Source organism: Methylobacterium planeticum (assembly GCF_008806345.1).
In the GTDB taxonomy this organism is placed as follows: Bacteria; Pseudomonadota; Alphaproteobacteria; order Rhizobiales; family Beijerinckiaceae; genus Methylobacterium; species Methylobacterium planeticum.
Genome location: NZ_VZZJ01000047.1, coordinates 1 through 19,005, shown reverse-complemented (window position 1 = coordinate 19,005; position 19,005 = coordinate 1). Strand labels below are relative to the sequence as shown.

Below are 19,005 nucleotides of genomic sequence, written 5' to 3'. Positions count from 1 at the left end.
TGGTCAACGTGGCCGATCGTTCCAATGTTGCAGTGCGGCTTCGTGCGCGAAAACTTCTCTTTGGCCATGTGAGCCTCCGGTTTGGTGGGTTTCGCGGAAGCGGCCCGCGGTCAGGCCGGCTTCCCGGATGGGTGGGGTGGTGCGCGGTGCGCCGAGCTCTCGCTTAGGCGTACTTGGCGATGACCTTGTCGGCCTCGCCGCGCGGCACCTCTTCGTAATGGTCGAATTGCATCGTGAAGTTTGCCCGGCCCTGAGACATCGAGCGCAGGTTGTTCACGTAGCCGAACATGTTGGCGAGCGGCACCATCGCGTTGATGACGTTCGCGTTGCCGCGCATGTCCTGGCCCTGGATCTGGCCGCGGCGTGAGTTGAGGTCGCCGATGACCGAGCCGGTGTAGTCCTCCGGCGAGACGACCTCGACCTTCATCACCGGCTCGAGCAGCACCGATCCGCCCTTCTGGAGGGCTTCCCGCAGAGCCGCGCGGGACGCGATCTCGAAGGCGAGCGCCGAGGAATCGACGTCGTGGAAGGCGCCGTCGATGAGCTCGACCTTGATGTCGACGACGGGGAACCCCGCCAGGATGCCGGCGCCGAGGACCGAGTTGAGGCCCTTCTCGACGCCCGGGATGTACTCCTTGGGAACCGCGCCGCCGATGATCTTCGACTCGAACTCGAAGCCCTTGCCCGGCTCGTTCGGCTCGACCACCAGCTTGACGCGGGCGAACTGGCCGGTGCCGCCGGTCTGCTTCTTGTGGGTGTAGTCGATCTCCTGACGACGCGTCAGCTTCTCGCGATACGCCACCTGCGGCTGGCCGATATTCGCGTCGACCTTGTAGGTGCGGCGCAGGATGTCGACCTTGATGTCGAGGTGAAGCTCGCCCATCCCGCGAAGGATGGTCTGGCCGGATTCCTGGTCGGTGGAGACGCGGAACGACGGGTCCTCGGCGGCGAGCTTCGAGAGCGCGATGCCGAGCTTCTCCTGGTCGGCCTTCGACTTCGGCTCGACGGCGATCTCGATGACGGGCTCGGGAAACTCCATCTTCTCGAGGATCACGGACTTGACCGGATCGCACAGCGTGTCGCCCGTGCGCGTGTCCTTGAGACCCGCAAGCGCCACGATGTCGCCCGCGAAGGCTTCCTTCACGTCCTCACGGTTGTTGGCGTGCATCAGGAGCATGCGGCCGACGCGCTCCTTCTTGTCACGGCTCGAGTTGAGCACGTTGGCGCCCGAGTCGATCTTGCCCGAGTAGACGCGGCAGAAGGTGATCGTGCCGACATGGGGATCGTCCATGATCTTGAAGGCGAGCATGGAGAAAGGATCGCTGTCGGTCGGATGACGGACGGTCTCTTCCTCGGTCTTGAAGTCGAGGCCCTTGATCTCACCGCGATCGGCGGGCGAGGGCAGGTAATCCACGACGGCGTCGAGGAGGGGCTGCACGCCCTTGTTCTTGAAGGCCGAGCCGCAGAGCACGGGATGGAAGGCGCGCAACTGCACGGCCTTGCGCACGAGCTTGCGCAGGGTCTCCTCGTCCGGCTCCGTGCCGTCGAGGTAGGAGGCCATCGCGTCGTCGTCGAGCTCGACGCAGGCCTCGACCAGCTTGGTGCGGTACTCGACCGCCTGATCCTGAAGGTCCGCCGGGATCTCGCCCTCGGTGAAGGTCGCGCCGAGCGCTTCTCCCGACCAGACGATCGACTTCATCTTGATGAGGTCGATGACGCCCTGGAAATTGGACTCGGAGCCGATCGGCAGCTGCAGGCAGACGGGCTTGCCGGCGACGCGGTCGATGATGTCGGCGACGCACTTGAAGAAGTCGGCGCCGATCTTGTCCATCTTGTTGACGAACACGACGCGCGGGACGTCGTACTTGTCGGCCTGACGCCAGACGGTCTCGGTCTGGGGCTCGACGCCCTGGTTGCCGTCGAGCACGCAGACGGCGCCGTCGAGCACGCGGAGCGAGCGCTCCACCTCGATGGTGAAATCCACGTGGCCGGGGGTGTCGATGATGTTCAGGCGCTTCTCGCGCCAGAAGCACGTCGTCGCGGCGGACGTGATGGTGATGCCGCGCTCCTGCTCCTGCTCCATCCAGTCCATGGTGGCGGCGCCCTCGTGGACCTCGCCGATCTTATGGGACTTTCCGGTGTAGTAGAGGATCCGCTCGGTCGTCGTGGTCTTGCCGGCATCGATGTGTGCCATGATGCCGAAGTTGCGGTAGTCCTCGATCGCGTGCGTGCGGGGCATCGGGGTGCTCCTGAGAGGGGGCTTGGACCGCTTACCAGCGGTAATGCGAGAAGGCGCGGTTGGCTTCAGCCATCCGGTGCGTGTCTTCCCGCTTCTTGACGGCGTTGCCGCGGTTGTTGGCGGCGTCGAGCAGCTCTGCGGAGAGGCGCTCGATCATGGTGCGGTCGTTCCGGCCGCGGGCGGCCTGGATCAGCCAGCGGATCGCCAGGGCCTGACGGCGCTCGGTGCGAACCTCGACGGGGACCTGGTAGGTCGCGCCGCCGACGCGGCGGGAACGCACCTCGATCGCCGGGGCGACGTTCTCGAGGGCGGCGCGGAACACCTCGATCGGGTTCGCGCGGGCGCGGTTCTCGACGATGTCGAACGCGCCGTAGACGATCCGCTCGGCGACCGACTTCTTGCCCTCGTACATGATCGAATTCATGAACTTGGTGAGGACGACGTCGCCGTACTTGGCGTCCGGGATGATCTCACGCTTCTCGGCACTGTGGCGGCGGGACATGCGCGCGCTCCGTCTGGTCTTCTCGGTACATCAAACCATCCCGCGCAGGCCGCCTTGAGCTCAGATCCGAGCCGGCGACATCCTTACGGGATGCGCGAAAATCTTACTTCGGACGCTTGGCGCCGTACTTCGAACGGCGCTGCTTCCGGTTCTTGACGCCCTGCGTGTCGAGGACGCCGCGCAGGATGTGGTAGCGCACGCCGGGAAGATCCTTCACGCGGCCGCCGCGGATCATCACCACGGAATGCTCCTGAAGGTTGTGGCCCTCACCCGGGATGTAGCCGATCACCTCGAACCCGTTGGTCAGCCGGACCTTGGCGACCTTGCGGAGCGCGGAGTTCGGCTTCTTCGGGGTCGTCGTGTAGACGCGGGTGCAGACGCCACGCTTCTGCGGGCAGGCATCGAGCGCCGGCACCTTGTTGCGGCTCTTCTGCGCCTTGCGCGGCTGAGCGATCAGCTGGTTGATCGTCGGCATCCTCTGCCCTCTTCCTCAGGATCGTGGGCGTCCCACGATCACGCGTTCTAGTCACTGCGTCCCTCGCGGGACCTCGAGCGGACACCCGGTGGGATGTCCCGCAAAACGAATATGCGCCAGGGGTCGGTCAGGACCCGTGGCGCGCTGTCGGCAGAGGAGCACCCCGTTTTGCAGGCGCGCTCGTACCTACTGATCTGACATGGACGTCAGGCGATGTGAGCTCCGATGCCGACCTGGCGACGGTCCGCGAAGCAGTTGCTTCGGCCCGTCAGCGGCTGCGATCCACCGGAGTGGCGCGCTTCTACGCGCAGGCAGGCGGTCCGTCAATGGTTCAGGGGCGATAATCTCGCGGTTCACCGGATGTTAAAGCCTGTGCTCCGCCGCGCCCTCGCGGCACGGGAGGCTGGATACGCGGAGGGCGGCCCGTGGGCCGCCCTTGCTGTCTCCTATCGCTGTCGTCGCGGCCCCTACTCGGCCGCCGGCGGCAACTCCTCGAGGGAGTGTGCGCCGCTCTCGGCGGCCTTCTGCTGGAGGATCATCTTGTCGCGACGGCGTGCCACGGCGCGGATCTCCGCCGCCATGGAGCCCGTCCCGGCCGGGATGAGCGAGCCGACGATGACGTTCTCCTTGAGGCCCTCCAGCGTGTCGACCTTGCCGTTGACGGCGGCCTCGGTGAGCACGCGGGTCGTCTCCTGGAACGAGGCCGCCGAGATGAACGACTTCGTCTGCAGCGAGGCCTTGGTGATGCCGAGCAGCACCGGGACGCCCTGGACCGGCTTCTTGCCCTCGCCGATCAGCTTCTCGTTGATCTCGGCAAGCTCGGTACGGTCGATCTGGTCTCCCGTGAGGATCTCCGAATCGCCGCCGTCGGTGATCTCGACCTTCTGCAGCATCTGCCGGACGATGACCTCGATGTGCTTGTCGTTGATCGACACGCCCTGGAGCCGGTAGACCTCCTGGATCTCATTGACGAGGTAGGCTGCGAGCTCTTCCACGCCCTTGATCGCCAGGATGTCGTGCGGCGCCGGATTGCCGTCGACGATGTAGTCGCCGAGCTCCACCACGTCCCCGTCCTGCAGGTGGATGTGCTTGCCCTTGGGGATCAGGTACTCGACCGCGTCCGAACCGTCGTGCGGCGTCAGCGTCAGCCGGCGCTTGTTCTTGTAGTCGCGGCCGAACTGGATCGTCCCCGACTTCTCGGCGATGATCGCCGCATCCTTCGGACGACGGGCCTCGAACAGCTCCGCCACCCGCGGCAGACCGCCGGTGATGTCGCGGGTCTTGGCCGAATCCGTCGAGACGCGGGCCAGGATGTCGCCGGCCTTCACCTTCGCACCCGGATCGAAGCCGATGATGGCGTCGACGGGCAGGAAGTAGCGGGCGTCCGATCCGCGCGGCAGCTTGATCGGCTTGCCGTCGGCGTCGACGACGATCATCGCCGGCTTCAGGTCCGAGGTGCGTGCCGAGCCCCGCCAATCGATGACGACGCGCTTGGCGATGCCGGTCGATTCGTCGGTGGTCTCCGTGATGGACTGGCCATCGTAGAGATCCTCGTAGGCCACGATGCCGTCCGCCTCGGTGATGATCGGACGGGTATAGGGGTCCCACTCGGCGATCCGCTGGCCGCGCTTGACCTTGTCGCCCTCGTCGACCCGCACCCTGGCGCCGTATTGCAGGCGGTGCACGGCGCGCTCCGTCCCATCGGACCCGATGATCACCACGGCCACGTTGCGGCCGGTGGCGACGAGGTCACCGTCCGTGTTCCGGGCGAGCGCCCGGTTGCGGATCTTGATGGTACCCTCGAAGCTCGACTCGATGAAGGACGAATCCGCGATCTGGGCGGCGCCGCCGATGTGGAAGGTGCGCATCGTGAGCTGGGTGCCCGGCTCGCCGATCGACTGCGCCGCGATGACGCCGACGGCCTCGCCCATGTTGACGGGCGTGCCGCGGGCCAGATCGCGCCCGTAGCAGGTGGCGCAGACGCCGCTCTTCGTCTGGCAGACGAGCACGGAGCGGATCTTCACCTCCTGGATGCCGGCCGCCGCGATCGCGGGCAGATGGCGCTCCTCGATGGTCTCTCCGGCCTTGACGATGATGGTGCCGTCCTGCGCCATCAGATCCTCGGCCGTGGCGCGGCCGAGGATGCGGATGGCGAGCGGCGCCACGACCTGGCCGGCATCGATGATGGCGCGCATCTTAATGCCGTTGGTCGTGCCGCAATCCGTCTCGCGGATGACGGCGTCCTGGGCCACGTCGACGAGGCGGCGGGTCAGGTAGCCGGAATTCGCAGTCTTCAGAGCCGTGTCGGCGAGGCCCTTGCGGGCGCCGTGGGTCGAGTTGAAGTACTCGAGAACGTCGAGGCCTTCCTTGAAGTTCGAGATGATCGGGGTCTCGATGATCTCGCCCGAGGGCTTGGCCATGAGGCCGCGCATGGCCGCGAGCTGCTTCATCTGCGCCGGCGAGCCGCGCGCACCGGAGTGGCTCATCATGTAGATCGAGTTGACCTGCTTGTCGGCGCCGTTCTCGTCCTTCTGGACCGCTGAGATCCGGCCCATCATCTCGGCCGCGAGCTTGTCCGAGCACTTCGCCCAGGCATCCACGACCTTGTTGTACTTCTCGCCCTGGGTGATCAGGCCGTCATTGTACTGCTGCTCGTAATCCTTCACGAGCGCGCGGGTATCGTCGACGATCGACCACTTGTTGTCCGGCACCACCATGTCGTCCTTGCCGAACGAGATGCCGGCCTTGAACGCGTGGGAGAAGCCGAGCGCCATGATGCGGTCGCAGAAGATCACCGACTCCTTCTGACCGCAGTGGCGGTAGACGGTGTCGATCATCGCGGAGATCTCCTTCTTCGTCATCAGCTTGTTGACGATGTCGAAGGGCACCTTCGGATGCAGCGGCAGCACGCCGGACAGGATCACGCGACCCGGCGTCGTGTCGTAGGTCTTCGTCAGCGGCTCGCCGTCCGGGCCGATGCCCTTCCAGCGCCACTTGATCTTCGAGTGCAGCGAGACGGCCTTGGCCGCGAGCGCGTGCTCGAGCTCGCCGATGTTGCCGTAGACGCCCTGCATGGGGTTGGTCTTGCTGGCCCCATCGAACGCGCCCGGGGCGCCCTCGGCGACGATCGACAGGTAGTAGAGGCCGAGGACGATGTCCTGCGACGGCACGATGATCGGCTGACCGTTGGCCGGGTGCAGGATGTTGTTCGTCGACATCATCAGGACGCGCGCTTCCAGCTGAGCCTCGAGGCTCAGGGGAACGTGCACGGCCATCTGGTCGCCGTCGAAGTCGGCGTTGAACGCCGCGCAGACGAGCGGGTGCAGCTGGATTGCCTTGCCCTCGATCAGCTTGGGCTCGAAGGCCTGGATGCCGAGGCGGTGGAGCGTCGGCGCGCGGTTCAGCATCACCGGGTGCTCGCGGATCACCTCATCGAGGATGTCCCAGACCTCCGGCTTCTCCTTCTCGACGAGCTTCTTGGCCTGCTTGACGGTGGCCGAGAAGCCCTTGGCGTCGAGGCGCGCGTAGATGAACGGCTTGAACAGCTCCAGCGCCATCTTCTTCGGCAGGCCGCACTGGTGCAGCTTCAGCTCCGGGCCGACCACGATGACCGAGCGGCCCGAATAGTCGACGCGCTTGCCGAGGAGGTTCTGGCGGAAGCGGCCCTGCTTGCCCTTCAGCATGTCGGCGAGGGACTTCAGCGGACGCTTGTTGGCGCCCGTGATGACGCGGCCGCGGCGGCCGTTGTCGAACAGGGCGTCGACGGCCTCCTGCAGCATCCGCTTCTCGTTGCGGATGATGATGTCGGGCGCGCGCAGCTCGATCAGCCGCTTCAGGCGATTGTTGCGGTTGATCACGCGGCGGTAGAGGTCGTTCAGATCGGACGTGGCGAAGCGGCCGCCGTCCAGGGGAACGAGCGGGCGCAGGTCCGGCGGGATCACCGGGACCACGGTCAGGATCATCCACTCGGGCTTGTTGCCCGACATCTGGAACGCCTCGATGATCTTGAGGCGCTTGAGCAGCTTCTTGGGCTTGAGCTCGGAGGTGGTGGTGGCAATCTCCTCGCGCAGCGAGTTGGCGATGCCTTCGAGGTCGAGCTCCTGCAGGATCCGGCGGATCGCCTCGGCGCCGATCATGGCGGTGAAGGAATCCTCGCCGTACTCCTCCTGGGCGCGCAGGTACTCCTCCTCCGACAGGAGCTGACGCTCCTTGAGGGGGGTGAGGCCCGGCTCGATGACGCAGTAGGACTCGAAGTACAGGATGCGCTCGAGATCCTTCAGCGCCATGTCGAGCAGCAGGCCGATGCGGCTCGGAAGGGACTTCAGGAACCAGATATGCGCGACGGGGGCGGCGAGTTCGATATGGCCCATGCGGTCGCGCCGGACGCGCGCGAGGGTGACCTCGACGCCGCATTTCTCGCAGATGACGCCCTTGTACTTCATGCGCTTGTACTTGCCGCACAAGCACTCATAGTCCTTGATCGGCCCGAAGATGCGCGCGCAGAAGAGGCCGTCCCGCTCGGGCTTAAACGTCCGGTAGTTGATGGTTTCGGGCTTCTTGATCTCGCCGTAGGACCACGAGAGGATCTTCTCGGGGCTCGAGATCGAAATCTTGATCTGATCGAAGCTCTGGGGCTGGGCCTGCTGGTTGAAAAGATTCATGACCTCTTGGTTCATGATCTACTCCTTGCTGGCGGGCCGCCCCGCGCCTGGGCTGCCGCGCACTGAAACTTCCCCTGGCGCAGCGCCCGGCTGAGGCGCTGCTGGCCGTCGTCTCTCCGGGAGGCCCTGCCCCTCCCCCGCTCGAACCGTGCCGGCCATCTCGGGCCGGCACGGGAGGTGTCGCCTTGGCTTACTCAGCCGCGTCCGCGGGCGGCTCGATCTGGTCGTTCGCCGCCGATTGCTTCGAGGACGTGAGCTCGACGTTGAGGCCGAGCGAGCGCATCTCCTTGACGAGAACGTTGAAGCTCTCGGGGATGCCCGCCTCGAAGGTGTCGTCGCCGCGCACGATGGCTTCGTAGACCTTGGTGCGGCCGGCCACGTCGTCGGACTTCACCGTCAGCATCTCCTGCAGCGTGTAGGCCGCGCCGTAGGCCTCGAGCGCCCAGACCTCCATCTCGCCGAAGCGCTGGCCGCCGAACTGCGCCTTTCCGCCGAGCGGCTGCTGGGTGACCAGCGAGTAGGGACCGATCGAGCGGGCGTGGATCTTGTCGTCCACGAGGTGGTGCAGCTTCAGCATGTAGATGTAGCCCATCGTCACCTTGCGGTCGAAAGGCTCGCCCGTGCGCCCGTCGTAGAGGGTCGACTGGCCCGAGCGGTCGAGACCCGCCATCTCCAGCATCGCCTCGATGTCGGCCTCCTTGGCGCCGTTGAAGACCGGCGTCGCCATGGGTACGCCGCGGCGAAGGTTGTTGCCGACCTCCAGCATGTCCTCGTCGGTGAGACCCTCGATCTCGGCCGGCGCGTAGATGCTCTGCATCTCCTCGCGCAGCGGGGCGATGTCCTGATTGCGCAGGTAGGCATCGACCGCCTTCGAGACCTTGCGGCCGAGACCCGCCGCCGCCCAGCCCAGATGCGTCTCCAGGATCTGGCCGACATTCATGCGGCTCGGGACGCCGAGGGGGTTCAGCACGATATCGGCATGCGTCCCGTCCTCCAGGAACGGCATGTCCTCGATCGGCACGATCCGCGAGACGACACCCTTGTTGCCGTGGCGGCCCGCCATCTTGTCGCCGGGCTGGATCTTGCGCTTCACGGCGACGAAGACCTTGACCATCTTCATCACGCCGGGCGGAAGCTCGTCGCCGCGCTGCAGCTTCTCGACCTTGTCGAGGAAGCGCTGCTCAAGGCGCTTCTTCGACTCGTCGTACTGCTTCTGCATCGCCTCCATCTCGGTCATGAGACGGTCGTCGACGACAGCGAACTGCCACCATTGCGAGCGCGGGTAGTCGTTCAGCCCCTCGCGGGTCAGCGTGGTGTCCTTGCGGAATCCCTTCGGCCCGGCGATCGGGGACTGCCCCACCAGCACCTGCGCCAGGCGGGCATAGGTGTTGCGGTCGAGGATCGCCTGCTCGTCGTCGCGGTCCTTGGCGAGACGCTCGATCTCCTCGCGCTCGATGGCCTGGGCGCGCTCGTCCTTGTCGACGCCGTGGCGGTTGAACACCCGCACCTCGACGATGGTGCCGGTGACGCCCGGCGGGACGCGCAGGGACGTGTCGCGGACATCCGAGGCCTTCTCGCCGAAGATGGCGCGCAGGAGCTTCTCCTCCGGCGTCATCGGGCTCTCGCCCTTCGGGGTGATCTTGCCGACCAGGATGTCGCCCGCGTGGACCTCGGCGCCGATATAGACGATGCCGGCCTCGTCGAGGTTCTTCAGCGCCTCCTCCGAGACGTTCGGGATGTCGCGGGTGATCTCCTCCGGGCCCAGCTTGGTATCGCGGGCCATCACCTCGAATTCCTCGATGTGGATCGAGGTGAACACGTCATCCTTCACGATCCGCTCGGAGAGCAGGATCGAGTCCTCGAAGTTGTAGCCGTTCCAGGGCATGAACGCGACGAGCACGTTGCGGCCGAGGGCGAGCTCGCCGAACTCGGTCGAGGGACCGTCGGCGATGATCTCGCCCTTCTTGACGGGCTCTCCGACGCGCACCAGCGGCTTCTGCGTGATGCAGGTCGACTGGTTGGAGCGCTGGAACTTCTGCAGGCGGTAGATGTCGACGCCGGGCTTGGTGGCGTCGGCCTCCTCGGTCGCCCGGATGACGATGCGGGTGGCGTCCACCTGATCGACGATGCCGGTGCGGCGCGCGGCGATCGCCGCCCCCGAATCGCGGGCGACGACCGCTTCCATGCCGGTGCCGACGAACGGCGCGTCGGCCCGGACGAGGGGCACCGCCTGGCGCTGCATGTTCGAACCCATCAGGGCGCGGTTCGCGTCGTCGTTCTCGAGGAACGGGATCAGCGCGGCCGCGACCGAGACGAGCTGCTTCGGCGACACGTCCATGAGGTCGACCCGCTCGGGGCCGACGACGATGACTTCGCCCGCGCGACGGCAGACCACGAGGTCCTCCGTCAGCTTGAAGTTCTCGTCCATCTGGGCGTTGGCCTGGGCGACGTAGTACTTCGCCTCCTCCATGGCGGAGAGATAGGCGACCTCGGTCGTGACGACGCCGTCCTTCACGCGACGGAACGGGGTCTCGATGAAGCCGTACTTGTTCACGCGCGCGAAGGTGGCGAGCGAGTTGATCAGGCCGATATTCGGGCCCTCCGGCGTCTCGATCGGGCAGATGCGGCCGTAATGGGTCGGGTGCACGTCGCGCACCTCGAAGCCGGCGCGCTCGCGGGTCAGGCCGCCCGGGCCGAGGGCCGAGAGGCGGCGCTTGTGGGTGACCTCCGAGAGCGGGTTGGTCTGGTCCATGAACTGCGAGAGCTGCGACGAGCCGAAGAACTCGCGCACGGCCGCGGCCGCGGGCTTCGCGTTGATCAGGTCCTGCGGCATCACGGTGTCGATGTCGACGGACGACATCCGCTCCTTGATGGCGCGCTCCATGCGCAGGAGACCCAAGCGGTACTGGTTCTCCATGAGCTCGCCGACCGAGCGCACCCGGCGGTTGCCGAGATGGTCGATGTCGTCGATCTCACCCTTGCCGTCGCGCAGGTCGACGAGCGCCTTGACGACGGCGAGCATGTCCTCCTTGCGGAGGGTGCGCACCGTGTCGGCGGCGTCGAGGTCGAGGCGCATGTTCATCTTCACGCGGCCGACCGCGGAGAGGTCGTAGCGCTCGGAATCGAAGAACAGCGAGTGGAACATCGCCTCGGCGGTGTCGAGGGTCGGCGGCTCGCCAGGGCGCATGACGCGGTAGATGTCGAACAGCGCGCCCTCGCGGCCCGAGTTCTTGTCCACCGCGAGCGTGTTGCGGATGTAGGGACCGACATTGACGTGATCGATGTCGAGCACCGGCAATTCGGAGACGCCGACATCCTCGAGGCTCTTGAGGAGCTTCTCGGAGATCTCGTCGCCGGCCTCGGCCCAGATCTCGCCGGTCTTCCCGTTGACGAGGTCCTCGGCGATGTACTGGCCGACCAGATCCTCGTCCGTGGCCTTCAGGAACTTCGTGCCCTTCTCGCCGATCTGGCGGGCGTTGCGGGCATTCAGCTTCTTGCCGGCCTCGAGGACGACCTCGCCGGAATCGGCGTCGATCAGGTCGACGGAGGCCTTGAAGCCCTTCAGGCGCTCCGCGTCGAACGGCACGCGCCAATCCGCGCCGTCACGGTCATAGACCACGCGGTTGTAGAAGGTCGACAGGATCTCCTCGCCGTCGAGGCCGAGGGCGAACAGGAGCGAGGTGACGGGCAGCTTGCGCTTCCGGTCGATGCGCACGTGCACGATGTCCTTGGCGTCGAACTCGACGTCGAGCCAGGAGCCGCGATACGGGATGATGCGGGCGGCAAACAGCAGCTTCCCGCTCGAGTGCGTCTTGCCCTTGTCGTGGTCGAAGAACACACCCGGCGAGCGGTGCATCTGCGAGACGATGACGCGCTCGGTGCCGTTGACGATGAAGGTGCCGTTCTCCGTCATCAGGGGCATGTCGCCCATGTAGACGTCCTGCTCCTTGATATCCTTGACGGACTTGGCACCCGTATCCGGATCCACATCGAACACGATCAGCCGCAGCGTCACCTTGAGCGGCGCCGCGAAGGTGATCCCACGCTGCCGGCACTCGTCGACGTCGTATTTCGGCGGCTCGAAGGTGTAGCGCACGAACTCGAGCAGCGCGGTCGAGGAGAAGTCCGAGATCGGGAACACGGACTTGAAGACCGTCTGCAGACCCTCGTCGGCGCGCCCGCCCTCGGGCTCGTCCACCATCAGAAACTGGTCGTAGGATGCCTTCTGAACCTCGATGAGATTCGGCATCTCGGCGACTTCCCGGATCTTGCCGAAGAACTTGCGAATGCGCTTGCGACCGACCAGCGTATTGGCCATGTGACCTCGCTCCACCATCCCGCGTCCTGGTTGCCCGGGGAAAGCTGCCTTCCCGCACCGGACCGTGAAGCGCGCCCCGCCGGACCGCCTCACCCGAAACTGAATTCCGACCGGACCCGTCCCAGGATCCACCGGCCGCCCGAAGCGACCTTAGCCCGCGGGTGAGAACACCCGCGGGCTCCGGTCACGACAGGCTGAGGCCAGCCCGCCGTGCGGTGATGGGCCGGAGACGGCCCATCTGAGTCTTACTTGAGCTCGACCTTGGCGCCGGCCTTCTCGAGCTGAGCCTTGAGCTTCTCGGCCTCGTCCTTGGTGACGGATTCCTTGACGGGCTTCGGCGCACCCTCGACGAGGTCCTTGGCCTCCTTGAGGCCGAGGCCGGTGATCGCCCGGACCTCCTTGATGACCTCGATCTTCTTCTCGCCAGCGGCGGCGAGCACGACCGTGAACTCGGTCTGCTCCTCGACGGCGGCGGCGGCGCCACCCCCGGCGGCCGGGCCGGCAGCCACGGCGACGGCGGCAGCGGCCGAGACGCCCCACTTCTCTTCGAGCATCTTGGCGAGGTCGGCGGCCTCGAGAACGGTCAGCGACGAGAGGTCGTCAACGAGCTTGGCAAGATCAGCCATGATTGTGTTCCTCTAGATATCGGTTTGAACGGTTGGATTTGAAAGGGGGTGAACCGACCCTCAGGCCGCTTCGTCCTTCTTGGCATAGGCCCCGAACACGCGGGCGAGCTTGGCCGCCGGCGCATTGACGACCTGAGCGATCTTGGTCGCGGGAGCCTGCACGAGGCCCACGATCTTGGCGCGCAGTTCGTCGAGGGACGGGAGCGAGGCGAGGGCCTTCACGCCGTCCGGGTTCAGGGCAGTCGTTCCCATGGCGCCACCGAGGATCACGAGCTTGTCGTTGGCCTTGGCGAAATCCACCGCCACCTTGGCGGCCGCGACCGGATCGCTCGAATAGGCGAGCAGGGTCGGGCCCTTCAGGAGGGGCTTGATGGAGGCGACGTCCGTGCCATCGAGAGCGATGTTGGCGAGGCGGTTCTTCGTGACCTTCACGGTGGCGCCGGCCTGCTTCATCTGCGAGCGCAGCTTCTGCATGTCGGCGACCGTGAGGCCCTTGTAGTGGGCCACGACGACGACGGCGGTGTTCGCGAACACGCCGTTGAGCGTCGAGACGAGATCAGCTTTTGCTGTCCTGTCCACTGGGCTCTCTCCGGTTGGCGGAACCCGATCTCGGGTCCGCCGGTTGCACATGCCGCCCGGGACGGATCTCGGCCTCAAAGAAGCCGGAACGTCCTGAGCGACGCTTCACGGCCCTGTCCCCTGGCGTCCCGAGGGACGGCATGGGCGAGATGGTTCAAACCGATACCTCGCCGTCCCGCGGATGCAAGCTGGCGAGGGTGTGGAATTCGGTCTTCCCCGTCTGTGCAGGCTTTCTCCGATTAAGCCGGTCGCCCGGCGCCTGCAGTCTCGGACAGGACATGGCCGGACACGGCCCTGAGAAGCATTCCGCCTCACAGGTCCTTCCGGCCATCGTCGTCTGGTTGCCCAGACGACATCTCAAACGGAGCGCGGTTGTACGACCGGCTCCGAACCTCAAAGCGAATATCGTGGAGCGCGGTGTATAGAGCCTAGCAAGGCGCCTGCCAAGTACCCGCGCGCGACAATTCCGTCGCAGGCAAGCGGAGCTTGCAGGCGTGGTCCGCGGGTTCGATGCCGCTCGGCCGATGCCGCCCTCCGGCTCAGGTCGGAAGGAAGCGTCGCGCCGCCTGCCACCACGGGCGGTTGCGCTCGTGCTCGCGCTGCTCCGCCTTGGCCGCGTAGAACGAGGCGTTGTGCTCGCCGCGCAGGGCCTCGCGGGTGAAGCGGATCAGGTGATGGGCCACGAAGCCCATGTTGAACACCGCCTCGATCTGCCCGCGGCGCAACGCGTGCCCGGCCGCCCGCCAGAACGGGCGCCGGTAATCCGACAGGATGCCGACCCGCAGGACGATGTTGAAGCCGAGGACGAGCCCGCGGCGCAGGTTGGTCCGGGTCAGCTTGCCCTTGGTCGGCGTCTTGATCCGGTGCGGATAGGTGGTGTCGACCTGATACCGGAAGCGGTCGAAGATCTTCTCGGGCGTGTAGGCGTGGGCGATGGCCTTGCGCCAGCTTGCCACGACATCGTCGTGGGGCCGCTTGAACAGGACGTTCGACTCGAGGGCGGCATCGTGCACCAGGCGGCCCTCGCGGGTGAGGCGATCCCACAGGGGCGTCTTCGGCAGGGCCTGGAGCAGGTTGATCGTGAGGACCGGGATGCCGGAGCGATCGATGAAGTCGATGAGTTTGTCCTCGGACGCCTCGGTGTCGCTGTCGAGCCCGAGGATGATCCCGGAGGTCACCTCGAGCCCGTAGCCGTTGAGGGTCTCGATGGCCTCGTACATCGGCACGGCGGCATTGTGCTTCTTGTCGATGCCCGCGAGGGCCTCCTCCTCGGGGGTCTCGATCCCGACGAAGACCGTCATGAAGTTCGCCTCGCGCATCAGCGCGAGGATGTCCGGCTGCTTGGCCATGTTCAGCGTCGCTTCGCAGGCGAATTGAAGCGGGTAGCTGTTCGCCTTCTGCCACGCCACGAGGTGGGGCAGCATGTCCTTGGTGGCCTTGCGGTTGCCGATGAAGTTGTCGTCGACGAAGTAGACCACCGCCGGATGGCCGGGCTGGGCGATGATGGCGTCAAGCTCGGCGCACATCTGCTCGGGCGTCTTGAGACGGGGCTGGCGCCCGTAGAGCTGCGGGATGTCGCAGAACTCGCAGCGATAGGGGCAGCCGGAGGAGAACTGGAGCGAGCCGATCAGGTAGCGCTTGAGCGGTGCGGCTTCGTAGGCGGGGGCGGGAAAGTCCGCGAGCGCGAGGCGGTCCTGCGTCTCGAGCCTGACTTGGCTCGCAGGGATCGCGACGTCGCGGTCGAGGATCGCGACGAGCTGGTCGGTGGCGTCGCCGATCTCGCCGAGATGCAGGTAGTCGAAGTCCGGGTACTGCTCGGGCGAGCCGGAGACCGAGGGACCTCCCAGCACCGTGACCTTGCCGGCCGCATGGGCCCGGGCGTTGATGTCACGGATCTGCGGCGCCTGGATATGCATGCCCGACACGAACACCGCGTCGGTCCAGGCGAATTCCTCGGGGGTCGCTCGGCGGATGTTCTCGTCGATGAACCGGCACTCCCAGGATTCCGGCATGTAGGCCGCGATCAGGAGAAGGCCCTGCGGAGGCATGAAGGCCTTGACGCCCCCCATCAATGGGTAGGCGTGCGAGAATGTGCCGAAGGAGGGGGTGTAGGCGGGAAAGACGCAGAGGATGCGTCTCACGGTGGTGACGGCAAGGGAGCATCGCATGGGCCGGTATCTAGCACAGGCTGAGCCGAAAGCGTCCCCCCTCGGACGATGGATTTCACCCATGGCAGGACGCCGGGTCCGGCCATGGCCGATCACAGCCTCTCGAGGGTTGCACGGCGCCCGCAACGCGAAGCGCCCGGCTCCGGGGCAGGAGCCGGGCGCTTGCCCCGCCGGTTCCGGAGAACCGGCCCGTCTTCTCAGGCGGTCAGACCGTCAGGACAGTCGTCGGCTCGACCTTCACGCCCGGGCCCATCGTCGAGGTGACGGCGATGCGCTGGATGTAGGTGCCCTTGGCGCCGGCGGGCTTGGCCTTGGCCACCGCATCGGCGAACGCCTTGATGTTCTCGACCAGCTTGGCCTCGTCGAAGGAGACCTTGCCGATGCCGGCGTGCACGATGCCCGCCTTCTCGACGCGGAACTCGACGGAGCCGCCCTTGGCGCCCGCGACCGCACCCTTCACGTCCATCGTGACGGTGCCGACCTTCGGGTTCGGCATCAGGCCGCGCGGGCCCAGCACCTTACCGAGACGGCCGACGAGCGGCATCATGTCCGGGGTCGCGATGCAGCGGTCGAACTCGATCTTGCCGCTCTGGACGATCTCGAGGAGGTCCTCGGCGCCGACGATGTCGGCACCGGCCGCGCGGGCGTCGTCCGCCTTGGCGCCGCGGGCGAAGACCGCCACGCGAACCGTCCGGCCCGACCCGTTCGGCAGGTTGCAGACGCCGCGGACCATCTGGTCGGCGTGGCGCGGGTCGACGCCGAGATTCATCGAGACCTCGACGGTCTCGTCGAACTTGGCGCTGGCCTTCGCCTTCACGAGCTTGATCGCTTCGTCGATCGGGTAGAGCTTCAGCGGCTCGATGCCCTCGCGGGCGGCGCGGATGCGCTTGCCTTCATGTGCCATCTTGCCCTCCCTTACGCGACGACGTCGAGGCCCATGGCCCGCGCGGAGCCACGGATCATCGCGACGGCGGCATCGACCGAATCGCAGTTGAGGTCGGGCATCTTCTTCTCCGCGATCTCGCGGAGCTGAGCCTCGGTGACCTTGCCGACGGTTGGGCCCTTGCCCGGAGTCTTCGAGCCGGAGGCGGGCTTCTTGCCGATCTTCAAGCCCGCCGCCTTCTTCAGGAAGAAGGTGACCGGGGGCTGCTTCATCTCGAAGGTGAAGCTGCGATCCTGGTAGGCCGTGATGACGACCGGGATCGGGGTGCCCTTCTCGATCTGCGCGGTCTTCGCGTTGAAGGCCTTGCAGAATTCCATGATGTTGAGGCCGCGCTGACCGAGCGCGGGGCCGATCGGCGGCGACGGGTTGGCGGCGCCGGCCGGGACCTGAAGCTTCACGTAGCCCGTGATCTTCTTCGCCATGGGACTGCTCCCAATTCTTGCCCGCCACCGGGCTGCCTAAGGCTCCGGCGGGTCGGACGGTTGCAGGTCGCGGTGCGGTCCGAGGATCCCGGCGGCGAACCGGGCGGACCTCCCGCGCGTGATGCCGGCCCGTTCGATCCGGGTCGCGGCCTAACGGTCCGAGCCTCGGCTCCGACCGATTCCGAGAGCGATCTCAGGCCTTCTCGACCTGGGCGTATTCGAGCTCCACCGGCGTCGCCCGGCCGAAGATCGACACGGCGACCTTGAGGCGGGAGCGGCTCTCGTCGATCTCCTCGACGGTGCCGTTGAAGGAGGCGAACGGGCCGTCGGCCACGCGCACCGTCTCGCCGATCTCGAAGGAGATCGAGGGCTTCGGCCGGTCGACGCCCTCGGCGACCTGGCCCTTGATGCGCTCCGCCTCGGCGTCGGGGATCGGGACCGGCTTCGACTTGTCGGCGCCGAGGAAGCCCGTCACCTTCGGGGTGTTCTTGATGAGGTGGTAGACCTCGTCCGTCAGGTCGCACTTCACCAGCACGTAGCCGGGGAAGAACTTGCGCTCGGCATCGACCTTGCGGCCCCGGCGCACCTCCGTGACCTTCTCGGTCGGGACCATCACCTCGTCGAAGAGCTCCAGGAGTCCGCGCTGCGCCGCCTGGTCCTTGATGGACTGGGCGACCTTGTTCTCGAAGTTCGAGTAGGCGTGGACGATGTACCAGCGCTTCGACACGGTTGCGATCAACTCCAGGCTTCCGGCTGCCGTCCCGGGGGACGGGCCGAAGGAAATTCTCAGACCCCGAGGACCAGGCCGACGAGGTAGCGCATGGCCTGATCGACCACGGTGAAGAACAGGCTCGCGAGCACCACCATGATGAACACCATAATGGTGGTCACGGTGGTCTCCTTGCGGGTCGGCCACGTGACCTTGCGGCCCTCGTCGCGCACCTGGTTCAGGAATTCCAGCGGACCGGTGCGCTTCGGCGCGGGCCGCGCCGGCGGGGTCTGGCGCGGCGGCGTCGGCGTCGACGATCCGCGCGGGGTACCACGCGTCACATCCATTTTCTTCGTCGCTTCGTTCGATGCCATGGCGCCAAGAACCGGGAAAACTGCCCGAGAACGGAGAAACCGCGGCGCCTGGGCTTCCGGGAAGCCCGCACCGACGGCCGTCATCGATCTCGGAGTGCGCCCGCTCTAGCGCAAGTCCGACGGCTTGTCGACAGGGCATGGAACGGGAGAGAAGCAGACTGGCAGGAGTGGAGGGACTCGAACCCGCAACCTCCGGTTTTGGAGACCGGCGCTCTGACCAGTTGAGCTACACTCCTAGGCGCCACGCTCCATGCCTCATTGGACGGCGGCGCGCAAGGGGGCGAGGCCGCCTCAACGGCGCGGTGGTCGGCGCCTTCGCGTGTGTCGAGCGGCCGCAAGCCCTCTCGATCGATGTGAAACCGCTCGTCCCTGCGCAGATCGGGCGCCCGGTTCGGCTGCTCACGGGCATTCGCCGCGAAGCCCGCGAGGGTCGCCCCGGGAGGCGGTCGCGCGTCGGTGCGGGCGCAGCGATCGCGTCGGCGTCGCGGGCGCGGCGAATCTCGGCGCGGTAGCCCGGCAGCAGGAGGCCCGCGGCGTCGTAGCCGTCCTCGTCATCATCATCGCGAAGACGGGTTTGCCGTCCGCAAGGACGAGGAAGATCGCCGCCTCGTTCGAGGCGGCCTCGACCGCGGGTCGGCCGGACCCGGATCTGACGCGGATCGGGATCCGGGAGGATCTTCGCAAGCCGGGCGCATGGCCCGCGGGACGACGCGGCGGGACAGGGGGCGGAACGATCGCAGGGATCCGGGCCCCGGTCGAAGTTCGAGGGCCCCGTCGAAACAGTTTCGCCGGCGCTTCGTCGAGACGAAGGCCGGCGATAATCTGCTCACCCACGCGCTTGTGCTGATCTGCACAAGGCAAGCGGGAAATCGCGTCACGGAAAGTCGCGGCTCAGGTGTGTTCCTGCGCCGCGACGCTTCCCTTACTCGTTGATTGCGGCGACGACGCCGGCACCGACGGTGCGTCCGCCCTCGCGGATGGCGAAGCGC

12 protein-coding genes and 1 tRNA gene are annotated in these 19,005 nt (G+C 66.5%); all 13 read right to left on the bottom strand.

Annotation, left to right across the window (positions count from 1 at the left end; genetic code table 11):
- Positions 1–163: 163 nt before the first annotated feature.
- Positions 164–2,239, bottom strand: coding sequence for an elongation factor G (gene fusA, locus F6X51_RS26555; protein WP_150966911.1), 2,076 nt, complete (start codon positions 2,237–2,239; stop codon positions 164–166).
- A gap of 31 nt (positions 2,240–2,270) precedes the next feature.
- Positions 2,271–2,741, bottom strand: coding sequence for a 30S ribosomal protein S7 (gene rpsG / locus F6X51_RS26550; RefSeq protein ID WP_150966909.1), 471 nt, complete (start codon positions 2,739–2,741; stop codon positions 2,271–2,273).
- Positions 2,742–2,844: 103 nt separating this feature from the next.
- Positions 2,845–3,216, bottom strand: coding sequence for a 30S ribosomal protein S12 (rpsL, locus tag F6X51_RS26545; RefSeq protein ID WP_150966907.1), 372 nt, complete (start codon positions 3,214–3,216; stop codon positions 2,845–2,847).
- Between the two features lie 467 nt (positions 3,217–3,683).
- The gene (gene rpoC, locus F6X51_RS26540; RefSeq protein WP_150966905.1) at positions 3,684–7,892 is read right to left on the bottom strand and encodes a DNA-directed RNA polymerase subunit beta'; all 4,209 of its coding nucleotides are present in this window, start codon (positions 7,890–7,892) and stop codon (positions 3,684–3,686) included.
- Positions 7,893–8,067: 175 nt separating this feature from the next.
- Complete coding sequence (rpoB, locus tag F6X51_RS26535; protein WP_150966903.1) at positions 8,068–12,195, bottom strand: DNA-directed RNA polymerase subunit beta; 4,128 nt, start codon at positions 12,193–12,195, stop codon at positions 8,068–8,070.
- 245 nt (positions 12,196–12,440) lie between these two features.
- Complete coding sequence (gene rplL, locus F6X51_RS26530; RefSeq protein ID WP_150966901.1) at positions 12,441–12,821, bottom strand: 50S ribosomal protein L7/L12; 381 nt, start codon at positions 12,819–12,821, stop codon at positions 12,441–12,443.
- A gap of 60 nt (positions 12,822–12,881) precedes the next feature.
- Positions 12,882–13,400: a 50S ribosomal protein L10 gene (gene rplJ / locus F6X51_RS26525; protein ID WP_150966899.1), complete on the bottom strand. Its 519-nt coding sequence runs from the start codon at positions 13,398–13,400 to the stop codon at positions 12,882–12,884.
- A gap of 539 nt (positions 13,401–13,939) precedes the next feature.
- A complete protein-coding gene (locus F6X51_RS26520; RefSeq protein WP_150966896.1) occupies positions 13,940–15,568 on the bottom strand; it encodes a B12-binding domain-containing radical SAM protein in 1,629 nt (542 codons plus the stop codon).
- A gap of 205 nt (positions 15,569–15,773) precedes the next feature.
- Positions 15,774–16,472: a 50S ribosomal protein L1 gene (gene rplA, locus F6X51_RS26515; protein ID WP_150966894.1), complete on the bottom strand. Its 699-nt coding sequence runs from the start codon at positions 16,470–16,472 to the stop codon at positions 15,774–15,776.
- Between the two features lie 11 nt (positions 16,473–16,483).
- Positions 16,484–16,933, bottom strand: a complete 450-nt coding sequence (gene rplK, locus F6X51_RS26510; RefSeq protein WP_150966892.1) for a 50S ribosomal protein L11 — start codon at positions 16,931–16,933, stop codon at positions 16,484–16,486.
- 193 nt (positions 16,934–17,126) lie between these two features.
- The gene (nusG, locus tag F6X51_RS26505) at positions 17,127–17,660 is read right to left on the bottom strand and encodes a transcription termination/antitermination protein NusG (protein WP_150966914.1); all 534 of its coding nucleotides are present in this window, start codon (positions 17,658–17,660) and stop codon (positions 17,127–17,129) included.
- 59 nt (positions 17,661–17,719) lie between these two features.
- Positions 17,720–18,016: a preprotein translocase subunit SecE gene (gene secE / locus F6X51_RS26500; RefSeq protein ID WP_150966913.1), complete on the bottom strand. Its 297-nt coding sequence runs from the start codon at positions 18,014–18,016 to the stop codon at positions 17,720–17,722.
- Between the two features lie 159 nt (positions 18,017–18,175).
- Positions 18,176–18,252 (bottom strand) — tRNA-Trp (locus tag F6X51_RS26495).
- Positions 18,253–19,005 lie beyond the last annotated feature (753 nt).

What these genes read in the sequence shown, in the direction of transcription:
- fusA (WP_150966911.1), bottom strand. Translation starts at nt 2,239, where the DNA reads ATGCCCCGCACGCACGCGATCGAGGACTACCGCAACTTCGGCATCATG.
- rpsG (WP_150966909.1), bottom strand. Translation starts at nt 2,741, where the DNA reads ATGTCCCGCCGCCACAGTGCCGAGAAGCGTGAGATCATCCCGGACGCC.
- rpsL (WP_150966907.1), bottom strand. Translation starts at nt 3,216, where the DNA reads ATGCCGACGATCAACCAGCTGATCGCTCAGCCGCGCAAGGCGCAGAAG.
- rpoC (WP_150966905.1), bottom strand. Translation starts at nt 7,892, where the DNA reads ATGAACCAAGAGGTCATGAATCTTTTCAACCAGCAGGCCCAGCCCCAG.
- rpoB (WP_150966903.1), bottom strand. Translation starts at nt 12,195, where the DNA reads ATGGCCAATACGCTGGTCGGTCGCAAGCGCATTCGCAAGTTCTTCGGC.
- rplL (WP_150966901.1), bottom strand. Translation starts at nt 12,821, where the DNA reads ATGGCTGATCTTGCCAAGCTCGTTGACGACCTCTCGTCGCTGACCGTT.
- F6X51_RS26520 (WP_150966896.1), bottom strand. Translation starts at nt 15,568, where the DNA reads ATGCGATGCTCCCTTGCCGTCACCACCGTGAGACGCATCCTCTGCGTC.
- rplA (WP_150966894.1), bottom strand. Translation starts at nt 16,472, where the DNA reads ATGGCACATGAAGGCAAGCGCATCCGCGCCGCCCGCGAGGGCATCGAG.
- rplK (WP_150966892.1), bottom strand. Translation starts at nt 16,933, where the DNA reads ATGGCGAAGAAGATCACGGGCTACGTGAAGCTTCAGGTCCCGGCCGGC.
- secE (WP_150966913.1), bottom strand. Translation starts at nt 18,016, where the DNA reads ATGGCATCGAACGAAGCGACGAAGAAAATGGATGTGACGCGTGGTACC.